Here is an 18,345-nt window from a genome sequence, read left to right on the forward strand (position 1 = left end):
AAGGGATTTGTCATGCCGATTCAGATATTACCGCCACAGCTCGCCAACCAAATTGCCGCCGGTGAAGTGGTCGAGCGGCCTGCGTCGGTAGTCAAGGAGTTGGTGGAAAACAGTCTGGATGCCGGTGCCACGCGAATCGATATTGATATTGAGAAAGGCGGCGCAAAATTAATCCGCATCCGTGATAACGGTTGTGGGATAGCTAAAGACGACTTATCGCTGGCGTTAGCGCGCCATGCAACCAGTAAAATCAGTTCGTTGGAAGATCTGGAAGCCATTCTCAGCATGGGCTTTCGCGGTGAGGCATTGGCCAGTATCAGCTCGGTTTCCCGTTTGATGCTGACCTCGCGTACCGCCGAACAGAACGAAGCCTGGCAGGCTTACGCAGAAGGGCGGGATATGGCGGTGACCATCAAACCCGCAGCCCATCCGGTAGGCAGTACGCTGGAAGTGCTGGATTTGTTTTATAACACGCCAGCGCGGCGTAAATTTATGCGCACGGAAAAAACCGAATTCGGCCATATTGATGAAGTGGTACGCCGCATCGCGTTGGCGCGCTTCGACGTGGCGATTAATCTGACTCACAACGGCAAGCTGGTTCGCCAATATCGAGCGGCCCCAGATCCTTCGCAGCATGAACGCCGTCTGGCCAGTATTTGTGGCCCGACCTTCCTGCAACATGCGCTAGCAATTTCATGGCAGCACGGTGATTTGAATATTCGTGGCTGGGTGGCCGACCCCAGCGCCGCCCGAACGCCTAGCGAGATGCAATATTGCTATGTCAATAATCGCATGATGCGCGATCGGCTGATTAATCACGCTATCCGTCAGGCTTATCAGGATCTGCTGAAAGACGATCAGCAGCCCGCTTATGTGTTGTATCTGGATATTGATCCTCATCAGGTGGATGTGAATGTCCATCCGGCCAAGCATGAAGTTCGCTTCCATCAGGCACGTTTGGTACATGATTTTATCTATCAGGCGGTGACCAGCGTTTTACAGCAAAGCGCAGAACCTGCGCTGATTGTCTCCGAAGATGGCGAAATTGAAGCTCCGCGCTGGCAGCCGGAGAATCGGGTGGCTGCTGGTGGAAATAAATACGCTCAGCCACAGCCGGGAAAAACCGCCGTTCAGCAGCAATACGTGGCTCCACGGGTTGCCTGTGCGGGATCCCATAGTTCTGCACGTGAGCCTCGAGCGCCAGCCTATACGCCTCCAGCGCCTTATCAAAAACAGCAGGGGGAGCTGTACCACGAATTGCTGAAACCGGCTCCTGCGACGGATAAATTGCCAGATAAACAGCCTGCGGCAGTGACAAAAAGCAGAAAGGGTGAAGAACCGCTGCGCAGCGGACAATACAGTTTTGGCCGGGTGTTGACGGTGCTGCCACCATGTTACGCGGTGATAGAATATGGTCCAGGCTTGGCATTGCTTTCTCTAACGGTTGCCGAACGCTGGCTGAAACAGGCGCAGCTTAATCCGCCAGAGGAAGGGTTGCGTCCGCAGCCGCTGTTGATTCCGCTTAAACTGACTTTGGATAAAAACGAAGCCACGGCCTGCCAGCATCACCAGAAATTATTGATTACCATGGGAATAGAACTGGCGATTGAACACGGACGAGCGACGCTACGAGCAGTATCTTTACCATTACGCCAACAAAATTTACAAAAACTGATACCGGAACTGTTAGGCTATCTGTCGCAACATAAGGAGATGTCGCCGGAGGTACTTGCCACTTGGATTGCCCGCCGTCTTGGCAGTGAGCATGAGGTCTGGAACGTATCCCAAGCGATACAATTATTGACGGATGTCGAACGTCTTTGTCCGCAGCTGGTGCAATCACCCCCTGCCGGGCTTTTACAACCTATTGATATACAGGCCGCATTGGCAACTTTAATCCATGAGTAATACTGAGAATTTGAACCGGCCCCCAGCGATATTTGTGATGGGGCCGACCGCTTCCGGCAAAACGGCGCTTTCCATTGCGCTGCGTCAACATTTGCCCGTGGAGCTTGTCAGCGTGGATTCCGCGCTGATTTATCGCGGTATGGATATCGGCACCGCCAAGCCCAGTGCAGAAGAGCTGGCACTGGCTCCCCACCGATTAATCGATATTCGCGATCCGGCTGAATCCTACTCGGCCGCTGATTTCCGTAAAGATGCTCTGAAAGAAATGGCTGAGATTACCGCCGCCGGGCGTATTCCGCTGCTGGTGGGGGGCACTATGTTGTACTTTAAGGCACTGTTAGAGGGATTGTCTCCATTGCCTTCTGCCGATCCAGAGGTGCGTCAGCGTATTGAGGAACAGGCTGCTGAGCGAGGTTGGGAAGACCTGCATCAGCAACTGGCTGAAATCGATCCGGTTTCTGCCGCGCGGATTCATCCCAATGATCCTCAGAGACTTTCCAGAGCACTGGAAGTTTTTTTTATTTCGGGTAAAACTTTAACGGAACTGACTAAAATTTCGGGTGAAACCTTACCTTATCAGGTTCACCAATTTGCGATTGCGCCTGCTAGCCGCGAATTATTGCACCAGCGTATTGAATTACGTTTTCGTCAAATGCTGGATGCAGGATTTGAAACCGAGGCTCGGGCGCTTTTTAACCGTGGAGATTTGCATACGGACTTGCCTGCCATTCGTTGTGTTGGTTATCGCCAGATGTGGTCTTATCTCGCTGGTGAGATCGATTATGACGAAATGGTTTTCCGCGGAATTTGTGCGACGCGTCAGTTGGCAAAGCGACAAATGACTTGGCTACGAGGTTGGGAATCTGTTCATTGGCTCGACAGTGATAAGCCAGAACAGGCTTTAGACTCTGTAATACAGGTTGTTAGTGCATAGGTTGAATGATTGTGTACAATTGATTAGTACTCAGCGCGCAGATTTTTTTTACGCAGTTTATTTTCGAGCCGATAGGTTCTTAGTTAAAAACAACAAGCAAATAAGGAAAATATAGAATGGCTAAGGGGCAATCTTTGCAAGATCCGTTCCTGAACGCATTGCGTCGTGAACGGGTTCCGGTTTCTATTTATTTAGTGAATGGCATTAAACTGCAGGGCCAAGTTGAGTCTTTCGATCAGTTTGTCATTCTGTTGAAAAACACAGTTAGCCAGATGGTATATAAGCACGCTATCTCTACTGTTGTCCCGTCTCGCCCGGTATCGCATCACAGCAATAATCCGAGTGGCGGCACCAATAATTATCATGGTAGTAATCCGTCTGCGCAGCAACAGCCGCAGCAGGATAGCGATGACGCTGAATAAAGCGCATTGCTGGTCAACCATGACGGAGAGCATAAGCAACATTGATTGTCTTATGTTCTCCGCACTAGCGGTTTTTACCCGTTTGAGAGGTTGCACGCTTGTTTGACCGTTATGAAGCCGGTGAGCAGGCCGTACTGGTTCATATCTATTTCTCGCAGGACAAAGACACAGAGAATCTCAGCGAATTCGAATCGTTGGTATCTTCTGCTGGCGTAGAGGCACTGCAAATTGTGACGGGCAGTCGCAAAGCGCCTCATCCCAAATACTTTGTCGGTGAAGGAAAGGCCGAAGAAATTGCAGATGCCGTTAAGGCCAGTGGCGCATCTGTTGTCCTGTTTGATCACGCACTTTCCGCCGCGCAGGAGAGGAATCTTGAGCGCCTGTGTGAATGTCGGGTGATCGATCGTACCGGATTAATTTTAGATATTTTTGCCCAACGGGCGCGTACGCATGAAGGTAAGTTGCAGGTTGAATTGGCGCAATTGCGTCATATTGCCACTCGACTGGTACGCGGCTGGACGCACCTTGAGCGTCAAAAAGGTGGGATTGGCCTAAGAGGGCCGGGGGAAACCCAACTTGAGACCGACCGCCGTTTGTTACGTGACCGCATTAGCTTGATCCTCAATCGCCTAGAGCGCGTGGCCAAGCAGCGTGAGCAAAACCGACGCGCGCGCAACCGGGCTGAAATACCGACTGTTTCGCTGGTGGGATATACCAACGCCGGCAAGTCCAGCCTGTTTAACCGAATTACGTCAGCCGACGTTTATGCGGCCGACAAACTATTTGCCACGCTGGACCCAACGCTGCGCCGTATTAATGTGGCCGACGTTGGCGATACGGTATTGGCGGATACTGTAGGATTTATTCGACATTTGCCGCACGATTTGGTCGCCGCATTCAAAGCGACATTACAAGAAACGCGGCAGGCTTCGCTGTTATTGCATGTGATTGATGCAGCTGATTCACGCGTAAGCGAGAATGTAGCCGCGGTCGACACCGTGCTGGCAGAAATTGAAGCGGACGAAATCCCTACGCTGTTAGTGATGAACAAAATCGATATGTTGGACGATTTCGAGCCGCGTATCGATCGCAACGAAGAAAACCTGCCGGTCAGGGTTTGGCTCTCAGCCGAAACCGGCGCAGGTATCCCGTTGCTCTTTCAAGCGTTGACGGAGCGTCTTTCTGGTGAAATCGCACACTATGAATTGAGCTTACCGCCTCAGGCTGGCCGTCTACGTAGCCGTTTTTATCAGCTTCAGGCAATTGAAAAAGAGTGGATAGAAGAGGGCGGGCATATCGGTATGGTGGTTCGACTGCCTATCGTTGAATGGCGTCGTCTCTGTAAACAAGAGCAGGAGCTGATCGACTACGTCGTTTAATTGGCCCCTTGGGTTAATGAAAGAGTCGGGTTTGATCGAACTTGTGAGATTGAGGGCCAGCTTCTTATAGGGAAGTGCGCTCTTGGCCTGAAGAAAACCAATCATAGAAGAATGGAGCTAAAACATGGCGTGGAATCAGCCCGGTAATAACGGACAGGACCGCGACCCGTGGGGGAGCAGCAATAATAATGGCGGCAACTCTGGCGGAAATAATAATAAAGGTGGCCGTGATCAGGGGCCGCCGGATCTGGATGATATCTTCCGCAAACTGAGCAAGAAACTGAGTAGTTTCGGCAAAGGTAGCGGAAGTGGTAATGGTAACGGTGGCGCAACACAGGGTCCAGGCTTTAGCGGACGCATTGTGGGTATCGCTGCAGTAGCCGTTGTCGTCATTTGGGCCGCAAGTGGTTTCTATACCATTAAAGAAGCCGAGCGTGGCGTTGTGACACGTTTGGGCAAACTGAGCCATATCGTTCAACCAGGTTTGAACTGGAAACCGACCTTCATTGATGAAGTGACGCCGGTGAACGTTGAATCCGTGCGCGAATTGGCCGCTTCAGGCGTGATGCTGACATCCGATGAGAACGTGGTTCGCATCGAAATGAACGTTCAGTACCGTGTAACCGATCCGGCAGCTTATCTGTTCAGCGTAACCAACCCTGATGACAGTCTGCGTCAGGCGACGGACAGCGCAGTACGTGGTGTTATCGGTAAATACACCATGGATAAGATTCTGACCGAAGGTCGTACCATCGTTCGTAGCGATACTCAGCGCGTATTGGAAGAAACCATTCGTCCATACAACATGGGTATTACTCTGCTGGACGTCAACTTCCAGGCCGCTCGTCCGCCGGAAGAAGTGAAAGCCGCCTTTGATGATGCGATTGCTGCACGTGAAAACGAACAACAGTACATCCGTGAAGCAGAAGCTTACGCGAATGAAGTTCAGCCACGTGCTAACGGTCAGGCGCAGCGTCTGTTAGAAGATGCTCGTGCTTATGCCGCGCGTAAAGTGCTGGAAGCGCAGGGTGAAGTCGCAGGCTTTGCCAAGTTGTTGCCAGAGTACAAGGCTGCACCGGAAATTACTCGTGAGCGTCTGTATATCGAAACCATGGAAAAAGTCCTGGGTCATACTCACAAAGTATTGGCTAACGACAAGAGTAATAATCTGATGGTACTGCCATTGGATCAAATGCTGCGTGGACAGGTCGGTGCGGATAAAGCCGGTGCTAGCAAAGACTCAAGTCTGATTCGTTTGAATCCGTCTTCCTCTGCGGCAAGCAGTCCGGAGAAGAGCACGACTAGCTCAGACTCTGGCTCTGTCATGGATCAGCGCAGGGCAAATGCCCAGCGTGACACTTCCACTCGCGTAGGGAGAGAATAATCAATGCGTAAGTCGATCTTATTCGTCGTGGCTGTGGTGCTGATTGCGCTCTATGCTTCATTATTCGTGGTACAGGAAGGCCAGCGCGGAATTGTGCTGCGTTTCGGTAAAGTACTGCGTGATAACGATAACAAGCCTTTGGTGTACGCGCCTGGGCTGCATTTCAAGATTCCTTTCATTGAAACAGTGAAGACCTTGGATGCGCGTATTCAGACCATGGATAACCAAGCTGACCGCTTCGTGACCAAAGAGAAAAAAGACCTGATTGTCGATTCATACCTGAAATGGCGTATCAGTGACTTTAGCCGTTACTATCTGGCAACCGGCGGTGGCGATATTTCTCAGGCAGAAGTGTTATTGAAACGTAAGTTCAGTGACCGTCTGCGTTCTGAAATCGGTCGTTTGGATGTGCGTGATATCGTTACGGATTCTCGTGGTCGCTTGACCTCCGATGTCCGCGATGCCCTAAATACCGGTACCGTAGATGACGAAGCTGTTACTACCGAAGCCGATAATGCGATTGCTTCCGTGGCTGCGCGTGTTGAAGAGGAAACCCGTGGCAAGCAGCCAGCTGTGAATCCGAACAGCATGGCGGCACTGGGTATTGAAGTGGTTGACGTGCGTATCAAGCAAATCAACCTGCCTGCTGAAGTCTCTGATGCGATCTTCCAGCGTATGCGCGCTGAGCGTGAAGCGGTAGCTCGTCGTCACCGTTCACAAGGTCAGGAAGAAGCGGAAAAACTGCGTGCAACTGCCGACTACGAAGTGACTCGTACTTTGGCAGAAGCTGAGCGTCAGGCGCGTATTACTCGCGGCGGCGGTGATGCAGAGGCAGCTCGTCTATTCGCAGATGCATTCAGTAAGGATCCAGATTTCTACGCCTTTATTCGTAGCCTGCGAGCCTATGAGAATAGCTTCAACAGCGGCAACGATGTGATGGTGTTGAGTCCAGACAGCGATTTCTTCCGCTATATGAAATCTCCGGATAATTCCAGCAAACGTCCGTAAAGGGGGTTCGCGTGTGATGCAAGGCCCGTTAACGCGGGCCTTTTCTTTTTAAGGCAAACAATGAACTCCACAATCTGGTTAGCTCTGGGGCTGGTTTTGGTGCTTGAAGGGCTAGGTCCGATGCTTTATCCCAAAGCATGGCGCAAAATGATTCAGGCGATGACGCAATTACCTGACTCCACGCTACGTCGTTTTGGCGGTGCATTAGTGGTTGCTGGCGTCGTGATCTACTACATGTTGCGTAGCCGCATGGGTGGCTGAATCCAAGCGCAAAAACTGTGCAAGCATGTGTTAAAAAGTGCTGAAAGCACACGGGTGAGATGTTAGAATCCTTTTTTAAGGCAACCTGGTGATTTTTGAGATGGGTAAGAACGTCGTCGTACTGGGCACCCAATGGGGTGACGAAGGTAAGGGCAAGGTCGTCGACCTGCTGACTGAACGGGCTAAATATGTTGTGCGCTATCAAGGTGGGCATAACGCTGGCCATACTTTGGTTATCAACGGTGAGAAAACCGTTCTTCATTTGATTCCCTCAGGTATTCTGCGTGAAAACGTCACCAGCATCATCGGCAACGGTGTTGTACTGGCTCCTGATGCGTTGATGAGAGAGATGACAGGGTTAGAAGCGCGCGGCGTACCAGTACGTGAGCGACTGTTACTCTCTGAAGCATGCCCGTTAATCCTGCCATATCATGTGGCTCTGGATAATGCGCGTGAAAAAGCACGTGGTTCGAAAGCGATTGGTACCACCGGTCGTGGTATCGGTCCTGCCTACGAAGATAAAGTTGCTCGCCGCGGTCTGCGTGTGGGTGATTTGTTCAATAAAGAAACCTTCGCTGCAAAACTGAAAGAAATTGTGGATTACCACAACTTCCAGTTAGTGCATTACTACAAAGTTGATGCAGTTGATTATCAGGAAGTTCTGGATAGCCTGATGGCTGTCGATCCTCAGACCGGCGTTTCTGTTGCCGATATCCTGACTGGCATGGTTGTTGACGTTTCTGAACTGTTAGATAGCGCCCGTAAGAAAGGCGAGCTTATCATGTTCGAAGGCGCGCAAGGCACCTTGTTGGACATCGACCACGGTACCTATCCGTACGTGACTTCGTCTAACACCACCGCGGGTGGCGTTGCGACAGGTTCTGGTATGGGTCCACGTTACGTAGATTACGTACTGGGTATCATGAAGGCTTACTCTACTCGCGTAGGTGCTGGCCCATTCCCTACCGAACTGGAAGACGAAACCGGCAAATTCCTGCGTACGCAAGGTAACGAATACGGTGCTACCACCGGTCGTGACCGTCGTACTGGCTGGCTGGATATCGTTGCCGTCAAGCGCGCCGTTCAGATCAACTCTCTGTCAGGTTTCTGCATGACCAAATTGGACGTGCTGGATGGCCTGAAAGAAGTGAAAATCTGCGTGGGCTACCGTATGCCAGACGGCCGCGAAATGGATACGACTCCATTGGCAGCTGAAGGTTGGGAAGGTATCGAGCCAATCTACGAAGTTATGCCAGGTTGGTCAGAAAAAACCTTCGGCGTGAAAAAGTACGAGCAGCTACCTCAGGCAGCGTTAAACTACATCAAACGTGTAGAAGAGCTGACTGGCGTTCCGGTTGATATTATCTCTACCGGTCCAGATCGTGACGAGACTATGATCTTGCGCGACCCATTTGATGCCTGATTGATAGAAATACCGTCAAATCTATGCGATCAAAATACTCAAACCGGGCTTATGCCCGGTTTGTTGTTCCTCGGTAAGCAGTTTTTACGCCAAAAACCTCCACCTCCATCTAAATGATTAGCCGCAAGCTTTGTGGCTGGTTTATCATTCAAAGAATACGCTTTCATAAATAACACTTAGACTGGTGTCATCGCAGATGAGTTTTAGCAGAGTAAACTGATACTCAGGGGTATACGTGCAGTTAACAAGTTTTACTGATTATGGCCTACGGGCGCTTACCTACATGGCTTCGTTACCACCGGGGCAGATGACTAGCATCTCTCAGGTGACTGAGGTCTATGGGGTATCGCGCAATCACATGGTGAAAATTATCAACCAGTTGAGCCGTGCCGGATTAGTGACCGCAGTTCGAGGCAAAAACGGCGGTATTCGGCTAGGCAAACCGGCAGAAAGTATCCGTATCGGCGACGTCGTGCGTGAGCTTGAGCCTCTGTCTTTGGTGAACTGTTGCAGCGATTTTTGCCATATCACCCCAGCCTGCCGTTTGAAACAGGTGCTCCACCAGGCTGTACAGAATTTCCTTAAAGAGTTGGATAACTACACTTTGGCCGATATGGTTAAAGATAACGCTCCGCTCTACAAGTTATTACTTGTTGAATAGTGTGTTTGCTTAATGAATAACGTTGAGCAACCTGCTGATGACTACGGAGGAACCGCAATGTCACAAGATCCTTTCCTGGAGCGAGAAGCAGAGAAGTATGAATCACCGATCCCAAGCCGGGAATTCATTTTAGAGCATCTCGCCAAACGCGAAACGCCAGCCAGCCGTGAAGAGTTGGCCACAGAACTCAATTTATCCGGCGAAGAGCCTTTAGAAGCTCTGCGTCGCCGCCTGCGTGCCATGGAGCGCGATGGCCAATTAGTCTTTACCCGCCGTCAGTGCTATGCGCTGCCTGAGCGTCTTGATTTACTGCGCGGTACCGTTATCGGTCACCGTGATGGTTTCGGTTTCTTACGAGTTGAAGGCAGCAAAGACGATTTTTACCTGTCCTCAGACCAAATGAAAATGGCTATTCACGGTGACGTGGTGCTAGCTCAGGCCATGGGTGCCGATCGTAAAGGTCGTCGTGAAGCGCGTATTGTTCGCGTATTAGTGCCGAAAACCAGCCAAATTGTAGGCCGTTACTTTACCGACGCAGGCGTTGGTTTCGTGGTTCCGGACGACAGTCGCCTCAGCTTTGATATCCTGATTCCGCCAGATTCCATCAGCGGCGCCCGTATGGGTTACGTCGTGGTGGTGGAACTGACTCAGCGCCCAACTCGCCGCAGCAAAGCCGTGGGTAAAATCGTTGAAGTGCTGGGTGAAAACATGGGCACTAGCATGGCGGTAGATATCGCTTTGCGCACCCATGAAATCCCTCATACCTGGCCACCGCAGGTAGAGAAACAAGTCGCAGATTTGAAAGAACAGGTTCCTGAAGAAGCGAAGAAAGGCAGAGTGGATCTGCGGGACCTACCGTTGGTCACTATCGATGGTGAAGATGCCCGTGACTTCGATGATGCGGTGTACTGCGAGAAAAAACGTGGCGGCGGCTGGCGGTTGTGGGTAGCGATTGCGGACGTGAGTTACTATGTGCGACCGCGTACCGCACTGGATGACGAAGCTCGTGCTCGTGGTAACTCGGTGTACTTCCCGTCGCAGGTTGTACCGATGTTGCCGGAAGTGCTGTCTAACGGCCTCTGCTCGCTGAATCCGCAGGTAGACCGTTTGTGTATGGTGTGTGAGATGACCGTCTCCTCCCAAGGCAAACTGTCTTCCTATAAATTCTATGAAGCGGTAATGAGCTCCCACGCGCGTCTGACTTATACCAAGGTTTGGCGAATTATTGATGGCGAAGAATCATTGCGTGAGCAATATAAGCCGTTGGTACCGCATCTGGAAGAGCTCCATGCGATGTATAAAGCGCTGGATCACGCGCGTGCAGAACGTGGCGGCATTGCTTTCGAAACTGAAGAAGCCAAATTTATCTTCAACGCAGAACGTCGTATCGAACGCATTGAGCCAACTATGCGTAACGATGCGCATAAACTGATCGAAGAATGTATGATTCTGGCTAACATCGCTGCGGCGCGTTTTGTCGAAAAACATAACGAACCGGCTTTGTTCCGTGTCCATGATCGCCCAAGCGATGACCATATTTCCGCACTGCGTAGCGTGCTGAATGAGCTGGGTCTGGTATTGGGTGGTGGAATGAAACCAGAGCCAAAAGACTATGCAGTTCTGATGGATGAGGTTGCCGATCGTCCGGATCACGAAATGCTGCAAACCATGTTGCTGCGTTCGATGAAACAGGCGATTTACGATCCGGAAAACCGCGGTCACTTCGGTCTGGCATTGGCATCTTATGGCCACTTTACTTCGCCGATTCGTCGTTATCCTGATTTGGCGATGCACCGGGCAATTAAGTATCAGCTAGCCAAAGAGCAGGGTTCGGTGAAAGAACGTTGGACACCAACCGGCGGCTGGCATAGCGATTACGAAGATATGTTACAACTGGGCGAACATTGCTCTATGACTGAACGTCGGGCGGATGAAGCCACGCGTAACGTTGCTGACTGGCTGAAGTGTGACTTCATGCAAGATCAGGTAGGCAAAGTGTTTACCGGTATTATCGCCAGCGTGACCGGTTTTGGCTTCTTCGTACGCCTAGATGATCTGTTTATCGACGGTTTGGTTCACGTTTCCAGCCTAGACAACGATTATTACCGCTACGACAATATTGGCCAGCGGCTGATCGGCGAATCTTCCGGCGTGGTTTACCGTTTGGGTGACACCGTTGAGATTCGCGTGGAAGCGGTCCACATGGATGAGCGTAAAATCGACTTTGCTTTGGTGTCTAGCACGCGTAAACCACGCGGCGAAGGGAAAACGGCTAAAGACAGAGAGAAAAAAGCGGGCCAACGTACCATGCGTGGCAGCGCACCTTCACGTCGTGAAGGCGGACAATCTCGTCGCGGTGCTGCCGATGGCGGTGCGAGTAGCGGACAAAAACGTAATCGTCGAGGCAAGAAACCGGCTAATTTCGAGCCTGATAGCGCTTTCCGTCCTGATGCTGCCAAGCCAACGGACAAAGCACCTACGGAGAAAAAAGCCAAAGCGAAAAAAGCTTCTGAAAAGACCCGGAAGATTGCTGCGGCGACTAAAGCCAAACGTGCTAAGAAAAAGTCGACCAGTTAGTACTCACAGGGCGGCGTAGCGTCGCCCTGATCAAAGCCTAACCCTTAGTGTTACGCATTATTTAATCAACGGCGGGTCATGTACAGGACTCGCCGATACATGTAAAAGAGCATCATGAGCGAAATTATTTACGGTATTCACGCCGTCAAAGCCCTGTTAGAACGCGACCCACAACGTTTTCTGGAAGTTTTTATCCTGAAAGGACGGGATGATCGTCGTTTGCAGCCAGTAGTTGCAGAGCTGGAGGCCGCCGGTCTGGTGGTGCAGGTTGCCAGCCGCCAATGGTTGGATTCTCAGGTAGAAGACGGTGTTCATCAGGGGATCGTCGCGCGCGTGCGGGAAGGCCGCCAGTATCAGGAAAACGATCTGCCGGGCCTGCTGGCCAGCGTAGAATCGCCTTTCCTGTTGGTTTTGGACGGCGTTACCGATCCGCACAATCTGGGCGCTTGCCTACGTAGCGCCGACGCTGCTGGCGTTCATGCGGTTATCGTTCCCCGCGATCGTTCCGCTCAGTTGAATGCGACGGCGAAGAAAGTAGCCAGCGGCGCTGCGGAGAACGTACCATTGATTCGAGTGACCAATCTGGCTCGTACTCTGCGCGTATTGCAAGAAAATAATGTCTGGATCGTGGGTACCGCAGGGGAAGCCGGTTATACGCTGTATGAAAGCAAGCTGACTGGGCCAATGGCTCTGGTAATGGGTGCTGAAGGTGAAGGTATGCGTCGCCTGACTCGTGAACATTGCGATGAATTAATCAGTATTCCGATGGCGGGGACCGTATCTTCTCTAAACGTATCTGTGGCTACCGGTGTGTGTCTGTTCGAAGTTGTGCGTCAGCGCGGTTTGAAAGCTAAACTCTAATTATTTTCATAGCGTCATATTTTTAAAATTTAATGTTGTTAAAGGCAGTTCCCGCGGGAACTGTTTTTTTTGCCTGAAATATACTTAAGGATATATTTAATACACAATTAAAATAAGTACTTAACGATATTTCCATGATTTAATAATTCAGTAAATTGATATTATTATTGTTTTAAAGTTCTAATAAAATCTAATAATTATTAATTACGGCTCAATCCTATTCATACGTATATTTATCCAGTAGTAAGCATTTATGTCAGTGATCATAAAATGCATTACTTCTGATATCTTTTGATATACATGGAGATTTATGAAATGGAAATTAAATCTATAAAAGTCAAAATAATTTCTGCTCTGATCCTTTCAGCTGCGTTATCTCCTGCGGCCTTTGCTGCGGATAACAGCGCAGAAATTACGGTTAAAGGTAAATTAATGCCGGGCGCATGCAAATTGGATGTAAACGGCGGGGAAATTAGTTATGGGAATATTTCTTTACAGGAGTTGGTTGAAAAAAATGAGAGAATCATTGAGTTAGGAAAGAGAGATATTGAGTATGTTATTAACTGTCCTCAAAAGACAACAGTATCAATGAGTTTTGTTGATAACCGTAAAGGTAGTGTTCCGGCTGAAATTGGCACCTCTTATTTTGGTTTGGGTGAAGGTGCTCTAAATATGGAAGATGTAAAGGTCGGGTTTGGTGGTTATAAAGTCTCACTGACCGAGCCTAAAGTTGATGGAGAGTCTGCGCTTCTAGGTGGTATTAATGATGTCGAAGGACAAGCATCGGTCGACTTAGACAAGTTTGAAGATCAGAATATTACTTATTTCAATGTTGATAAAAGTCGTTATGAAGGGGCACTATTTTCAGGTCGTTATAACGTAGATACTAAAATCATCAACCCTAAAGAGTTTAAGCAAGGTTCTATTATTGAGCTTGATGGTTCCGTTACCATGAATGTGTCTTATCTCTAATAACCTCTGTTAATTAAATGGATGCTTTATAGCATCCATTCATTGCTATTCTATTGCCATTATAAGTAACGAAAGTAAGGCTATAGGGATGTAAGTTCATATAAAAAACGGATAATTTATGATGCGGACTCATCTGGTTTTATCAGTGGCTATTTTATTTTTTATCGCAAATTTTTCCCATGCGAAGACAACAGGTGCTTCGACTCCAGGCATCCAAATTAATGACTCAGTGATTGTCATTAATACTGCGGAAGGGGAAGCAACCACTACGTTGACCAATAAGGCCGCGAACCCAGTAATGTTACATTCTTCCTTGGAGTTTGTAGCCGAAGATGCCACTGAGAAAGTGATTGTCTCACCCAGCGTTGCCCGTATTGAAGCCGGCGAGACACAAATGGTTCGTTTCTTCCTAAAGGACGAATTTAGAAACTCACTGACTAAGCAAACCATGGTCAGAGCTATATTCCAAAATATTCCACCTAAAGGAAAGAATAACGTTCGTTTGACCATTAGGCACAACATTCCGTTGATTATTCATCCATCAGGTTTAGCAACTCACAATAAACCTTGGGAATTTCTCAAATTCAGTCGCAATGCTCAAGGGAATATTCTGGTGAAGAATGAAGGAGACTATGTAGTTCGTTTATCTAATTCTATCGAGTTGCAGCCAGGAAAGGGTTCTGCTGAGTTAACGCAGAATTATATTTTACCAGGAAGGAGTCTGGTGGCAATTACGGATAAGGCATTCAAAGGTCAGGCGAGTAGCGTAAAAATACAACCAGCTAATTTATACGGATATATTACTGAGTCTTATTCTTCCGAACTGAAGTGATCGTTAGATAATATCGATGTAAAGCTCGTTGTATCACACGGAGATAGAAAAAATGAAACCGAAGAAGAAAAGCATTCGGTTATTTTTATATTTTAGCATTTTTCTTATTTCCGTGAGATCTTTGGCTGATGATGGCGTTGAGTTTGATACTGGCATTCTTGAAGAACGCGGTGTGTCTGCCAGTACGGCAGATTATTTTAAATATAAAGCCAGATTTAGTTCAGGAAATCATTCCATTGAGTTAAATATTAATGGTGTAGCTCGCGGCTGGGTCGATATCACGTTTAATCAGCAGGGTGAGCCGTGTTTTAGTCCAGATTTTTACCAAAAAAGCGGAATTATTCCTCCTCCAATGGAGAAAGGCTGTAGTGATTTACGGCTACATTATCCCAGAGCTTTGGTGAATTTATTCCCCAGTACGTCACGTATTGAAGTGATACTCCCGGCGGAGTTATTGCAAGTCGGTGAAACTGTTACGGGGAATTATGAAACCGGCGGCTCAGCGCTGTTAATGAATTACGACGCGCTGGCGATAAGGAATCAGAACGGTAGCAATAATCTGCAAGCCTCCACGGAGGCTGGTTTTAATAGCGGCAACTGGATTTTTCGTTCCCGTCAGATTTTCAGCTATAAAGATCGGCGACAGCAATGGAGTCGGTTATATAGCTATTTACAGCGTACTTTTATCGAAAAAAAAACGACGCTGCAAATGGGGGAAATTAACCTGAATAGTGGCTTATTCAGCACGCCACAAATTTACGGGTTGCAGATAATACCTGAAAGCGCTTTAGCCAGCAGAGAAGGCCGCGGAGCAACGGTATCAGGCATTGCCCCAACTCAATCGAGCGTAGAGATACGTCAACGCGGAGCCTTGATTTATGTGACTCAGTTGCCGCCGGGTCCTTTTACTTTAACCCAAATTCCTATTACTTCGACCCGCGCAGATTTATTGGTCTCGGTGATAGGCATTGATGGGCAGACTCAGCGTTTCAGCGTGCCAGCGGCGAGCTTCAGCTTGCAGTATGTTCCCAGAGCGCGCGGTATTTATGCCGGAATGGGCAGAACCGGGCCAGGTGCCAATCGGCATCAGGAAAGCTGGCTAGGAACGTTGACAGACATTCGCCCGTTAGGTGACTTATCGGATATCACTCAGGGTATTTTGCTAGGCCCCCGTTACCACTCTGCCGGATTGGCAGTAAATACCGGTTTGATTCCCCGAACTTTTTGGGCGGTAAATACAGTGGCCAGTTGGGATCGCCAGAATGAGAAACAAGGCGTTCAATGGGGGAGCCACGTTGGCGTGAAGCTGGTTTCCTCATTGAAACTGAATTTATCGACTATGCATCGAACGGTCGGATTTCGCCAGTTCCAGCATAGTTTGCAAGAAAGGCCAGTGGCGGAGTTACCCGCGGTGGAGCCAAAGAATAAACATCCTAACGCGGATAAAAGTGACGTTAAGAATCAATACAGAGCGCAGTTAGGTTATAGCCAATCGCTGTTGGGCGGAATCAGTCTGGGTTATACCCAATCGGAATCTTTTGCTAAAAAACGGGAACGCCGTTGGAGTTTGGGGTGGAATAAACAGCTGCCCTACAACATTAATTTTAATCTGAACATGGAAAGAAACCTGAATAGCAAAGGAGACAATATTATCTATGGAAATATCAGTATTCCACTGAATTCTAAAATGTCCTTAAGCAATACTCTTTCTCAAAGCAGAGGGAGAACTCAGCAACGCGTTGGTTTGAATCATCAGGTTAATAATCAGTTGGGTTACAGTCTGGGGGTCAGTAAAACCGCGGCTCAACCGGGGCAGACGCTAAGTGGTACGCTGAGGTTATTACCTAAATATGCCCAGCTAGGCGTGGGGTATTTTCAGGATAATGCGCGAAATAGCAGTTATCAGCTTCAGGCCAGTGGTGGCGTGGCGGTGCATAGTGCAGGCGTGACTCTTTCACCTTATGCGATTCAGGATACTTTTGCCGTTATCGCGCTGCCGGGCATCAGTGGCGCAGAAATACAAACTAATTCAGGTCCGGTATGGACCGATCGGCGAGGCTATGCGTTAGCTCCCAGTTTGTCGCCGTTTAGCACCTCCCGACTGGAAGTTAACACGAAGAAACTGGCGCGAAATATCGATATTAAGAATGGTATTCGATTAGTGGATGCCAGTCGGGGAGCGGTGCTTAATTACAATTTTAAAGCAAATAAAACTCGGCGGATTTTGCTCTCGATACGCCTTGCATCGGGGGAGTATGCCGCTGAAGGTAGTGATATCACGGATAAAGAAGAGAATTATGTTGGCACTGTTGGTAGAAAAGGAGCGTTGCTGCTGAGCAATAGCGACGGAAATCCGGACTTATACATTAAGGACAATGAAAATGGGGTATGCCAGTTGGATTACAGCCTGCCTGAGGCAGATGATGCGCCAGTTTTATATGAAGAAGCGGATGCTCTCTGCCTGTAAAAATAATTCTATAAGCGGCGGTTTTAAACTGGCGGTAGCGGCCCTGCTGCTAAGTTTTACCGGAACGGCACTGGCGCAGTGTCAAATCAGCGTGACTCAGTCCCAACTGCATTTCGGCTCTTTTTCTCGTGCCCAGCTTAAGGGCGCGACGGAGCGCGGCGTCAGTTTGGGAAAACACTATTTCAATGTGGATGTGCAGTGTCCGCAGCCGCGTTTATTTGCCATCGCTTATCGGGGGAATAGCCAAAGCGGTGAAAGCTATTCTTTGGATTCAGGCCGCGCCAGAGTTGAGCTGATGCCTTCTGCAGCGCAGGCTGACGGGCAGCCGATCATATTGTATCTCGGCGCTCGCTCTGCGTTTCCTGCTGGGAATAATGCGGAACAAGCGAAACGCCCTTTGCACCCATTGACGCGAAATATGATTTACCCCGGTCGGCAAGCGGTTAGCCAATTAAGTTTTCAGATGACGGCAGAGGTGTGGCTGGCGGCAAATGCGCTAAACCGCGGTGAGAGGGTTCACCTGAATGGCATTGGCACATTTGATGTGATGGAGTACCAATAATGAACCGCTCTCTCAATAGGTATTTTGCTCGTTCTCTTTCGATTGTCATCGGAGCGGCGAGTTACGTATTCGCTAATCTGGCTAGCGCAGATACTTCTGTCAGCATTCATTTCAGCGCTGAAATCGAGCCGGTAGCCTGTCGGGTTTCCATCGATAGCGCCGTTGATTATGGCGAAATAGCTCAGTCTAAGCTCTCTGATACTCACTTTACTGCTTTGTCACATCGGGCTTTGCCGCCTATCAGCGTAGAATGTGACGCCAAAACTGCGCTGGGATTTAGGGCTACGGATAACCGTTCTGGCATCGCGGCAGATGCCAAACTGACGGGCAGCAGCGGTACGGTTATTCCGCCAGAACATCACTTTAGCCTTGGGCGAACCTATGACGGACGGCCGATTGGCGCTTGGGGCGTAATATTTTCTTCCGGCACGGTGGATGGTCGCACGGCGTGGATTACCGGAGCCTCGACGGAGCCATTCCATGCGGCACATACGTTAAACCCGAAAGGAAAAGTGGCTCAATGGATGGAGAATGGCACCCTCGCTATGGGTAAAACTTTTACGCTGCAAGGGGAAGTCGTGGCCGGTATCGCGAAGAAATCCGAATTACCTAGCGGCGATATTATCGTTCTGGATGGCATGGCTACGCTGGAAATTGTTTATTTGTAAATTAGTTAGCTGTAAATAGTGAGCGA

At 49.3% G+C, this 18,345-nt stretch carries 16 protein-coding genes; all 16 read left to right on the forward strand.

Annotated features, from left to right (window positions below; all coding sequences use genetic code 11):
• Positions 1 to 12 precede the first annotated feature (12 nt).
• The 16 genes from mutL to AD970_RS12190 all read left to right on the forward strand — a co-directional run bounded on the left by mutL (position 13) and on the right by AD970_RS12190 (position 18,319).
• Positions 13 to 1,908, forward strand: coding sequence for a DNA mismatch repair endonuclease MutL (gene mutL / locus AD970_RS12115; protein WP_049599268.1), 1,896 nt, complete (start codon positions 13 to 15; stop codon positions 1,906 to 1,908).
• Positions 1,901 to 2,842, forward strand: a complete 942-nt coding sequence (gene miaA / locus AD970_RS12120; RefSeq protein WP_049599273.1) for a tRNA (adenosine(37)-N6)-dimethylallyltransferase MiaA — start codon at positions 1,901 to 1,903, stop codon at positions 2,840 to 2,842. The genes mutL and miaA overlap by 8 nt, the downstream gene beginning before the upstream one ends.
• A 116-nt stretch (positions 2,843 to 2,958) precedes the next feature.
• Positions 2,959 to 3,264: an RNA chaperone Hfq gene (hfq, locus tag AD970_RS12125; RefSeq protein ID WP_042527076.1), complete on the forward strand. Its 306-nt coding sequence runs from the start codon at positions 2,959 to 2,961 to the stop codon at positions 3,262 to 3,264.
• Positions 3,265 to 3,362: 98 nt separating this feature from the next.
• Positions 3,363 to 4,643 (forward strand): ribosome rescue GTPase HflX, encoded by a 1,281-nt coding sequence (gene hflX / locus AD970_RS12130; protein WP_049599277.1) that lies wholly within the window; start codon positions 3,363 to 3,365, stop codon positions 4,641 to 4,643.
• A 124-nt stretch (positions 4,644 to 4,767) separates the two neighbouring features.
• Positions 4,768 to 6,027, forward strand: coding sequence for an FtsH protease activity modulator HflK (gene hflK / locus AD970_RS12135; protein ID WP_049599280.1), 1,260 nt, complete (start codon positions 4,768 to 4,770; stop codon positions 6,025 to 6,027).
• Positions 6,028 to 6,030: 3 nt separating this feature from the next.
• Positions 6,031 to 7,035 (forward strand): protease modulator HflC, encoded by a 1,005-nt coding sequence (gene hflC / locus AD970_RS12140; RefSeq protein ID WP_049599283.1) that lies wholly within the window; start codon positions 6,031 to 6,033, stop codon positions 7,033 to 7,035.
• A 60-nt stretch (positions 7,036 to 7,095) separates the two neighbouring features.
• Positions 7,096 to 7,296: a DUF2065 domain-containing protein gene (locus AD970_RS12145; RefSeq protein ID WP_049599286.1), complete on the forward strand. Its 201-nt coding sequence runs from the start codon at positions 7,096 to 7,098 to the stop codon at positions 7,294 to 7,296.
• A 100-nt stretch (positions 7,297 to 7,396) separates the two neighbouring features.
• The gene (locus tag AD970_RS12150) at positions 7,397 to 8,719 is read left to right on the forward strand and encodes an adenylosuccinate synthase (RefSeq protein ID WP_049599570.1); all 1,323 of its coding nucleotides are present in this window, start codon (positions 7,397 to 7,399) and stop codon (positions 8,717 to 8,719) included.
• A 235-nt stretch (positions 8,720 to 8,954) separates the two neighbouring features.
• Entirely contained in the window at positions 8,955 to 9,380 is a 426-nt protein-coding gene (gene nsrR, locus AD970_RS12155) for a nitric oxide-sensing transcriptional repressor NsrR (protein ID WP_049599288.1), read from the forward strand.
• 57 nt (positions 9,381 to 9,437) lie between these two features.
• Positions 9,438 to 11,957, forward strand: coding sequence for a ribonuclease R (gene rnr, locus AD970_RS12160; protein WP_049599291.1), 2,520 nt, complete (start codon positions 9,438 to 9,440; stop codon positions 11,955 to 11,957).
• A 114-nt stretch (positions 11,958 to 12,071) separates the two neighbouring features.
• On the forward strand, positions 12,072 to 12,818 hold the full coding sequence (gene rlmB / locus AD970_RS12165) for a 23S rRNA (guanosine(2251)-2'-O)-methyltransferase RlmB (protein WP_049599294.1): 747 nt from the start codon (positions 12,072 to 12,074) through the stop codon (positions 12,816 to 12,818).
• A 315-nt stretch (positions 12,819 to 13,133) separates the two neighbouring features.
• Positions 13,134 to 13,790 (forward strand): DUF1120 domain-containing protein, encoded by a 657-nt coding sequence (locus AD970_RS12170; protein WP_049599296.1) that lies wholly within the window; start codon positions 13,134 to 13,136, stop codon positions 13,788 to 13,790.
• 118 nt (positions 13,791 to 13,908) lie between these two features.
• The gene (locus tag AD970_RS12175) at positions 13,909 to 14,622 is read left to right on the forward strand and encodes a fimbria/pilus chaperone family protein (RefSeq protein WP_049599299.1); all 714 of its coding nucleotides are present in this window, start codon (positions 13,909 to 13,911) and stop codon (positions 14,620 to 14,622) included.
• 52 nt (positions 14,623 to 14,674) lie between these two features.
• The gene (locus AD970_RS12180) at positions 14,675 to 17,089 is read left to right on the forward strand and encodes a fimbria/pilus outer membrane usher protein (RefSeq protein ID WP_049599302.1); all 2,415 of its coding nucleotides are present in this window, start codon (positions 14,675 to 14,677) and stop codon (positions 17,087 to 17,089) included.
• Positions 17,061 to 17,651: a DUF1120 domain-containing protein gene (locus tag AD970_RS12185; protein ID WP_157045524.1), complete on the forward strand. Its 591-nt coding sequence runs from the start codon at positions 17,061 to 17,063 to the stop codon at positions 17,649 to 17,651. Before AD970_RS12180 ends, AD970_RS12185 begins: the two co-directional genes overlap by 29 nt.
• Complete coding sequence (locus AD970_RS12190) at positions 17,651 to 18,319, forward strand: DUF1120 domain-containing protein (RefSeq protein ID WP_049599307.1); 669 nt, start codon at positions 17,651 to 17,653, stop codon at positions 18,317 to 18,319. Before AD970_RS12185 ends, AD970_RS12190 begins: the two co-directional genes overlap by 1 nt.
• Positions 18,320 to 18,345: the final 26 nt, after the last annotated feature.

Source organism: Yersinia nurmii, assembly GCF_001112925.1.
Taxonomy (GTDB): Bacteria; Pseudomonadota; Gammaproteobacteria; order Enterobacterales; family Enterobacteriaceae; genus Yersinia; species Yersinia nurmii.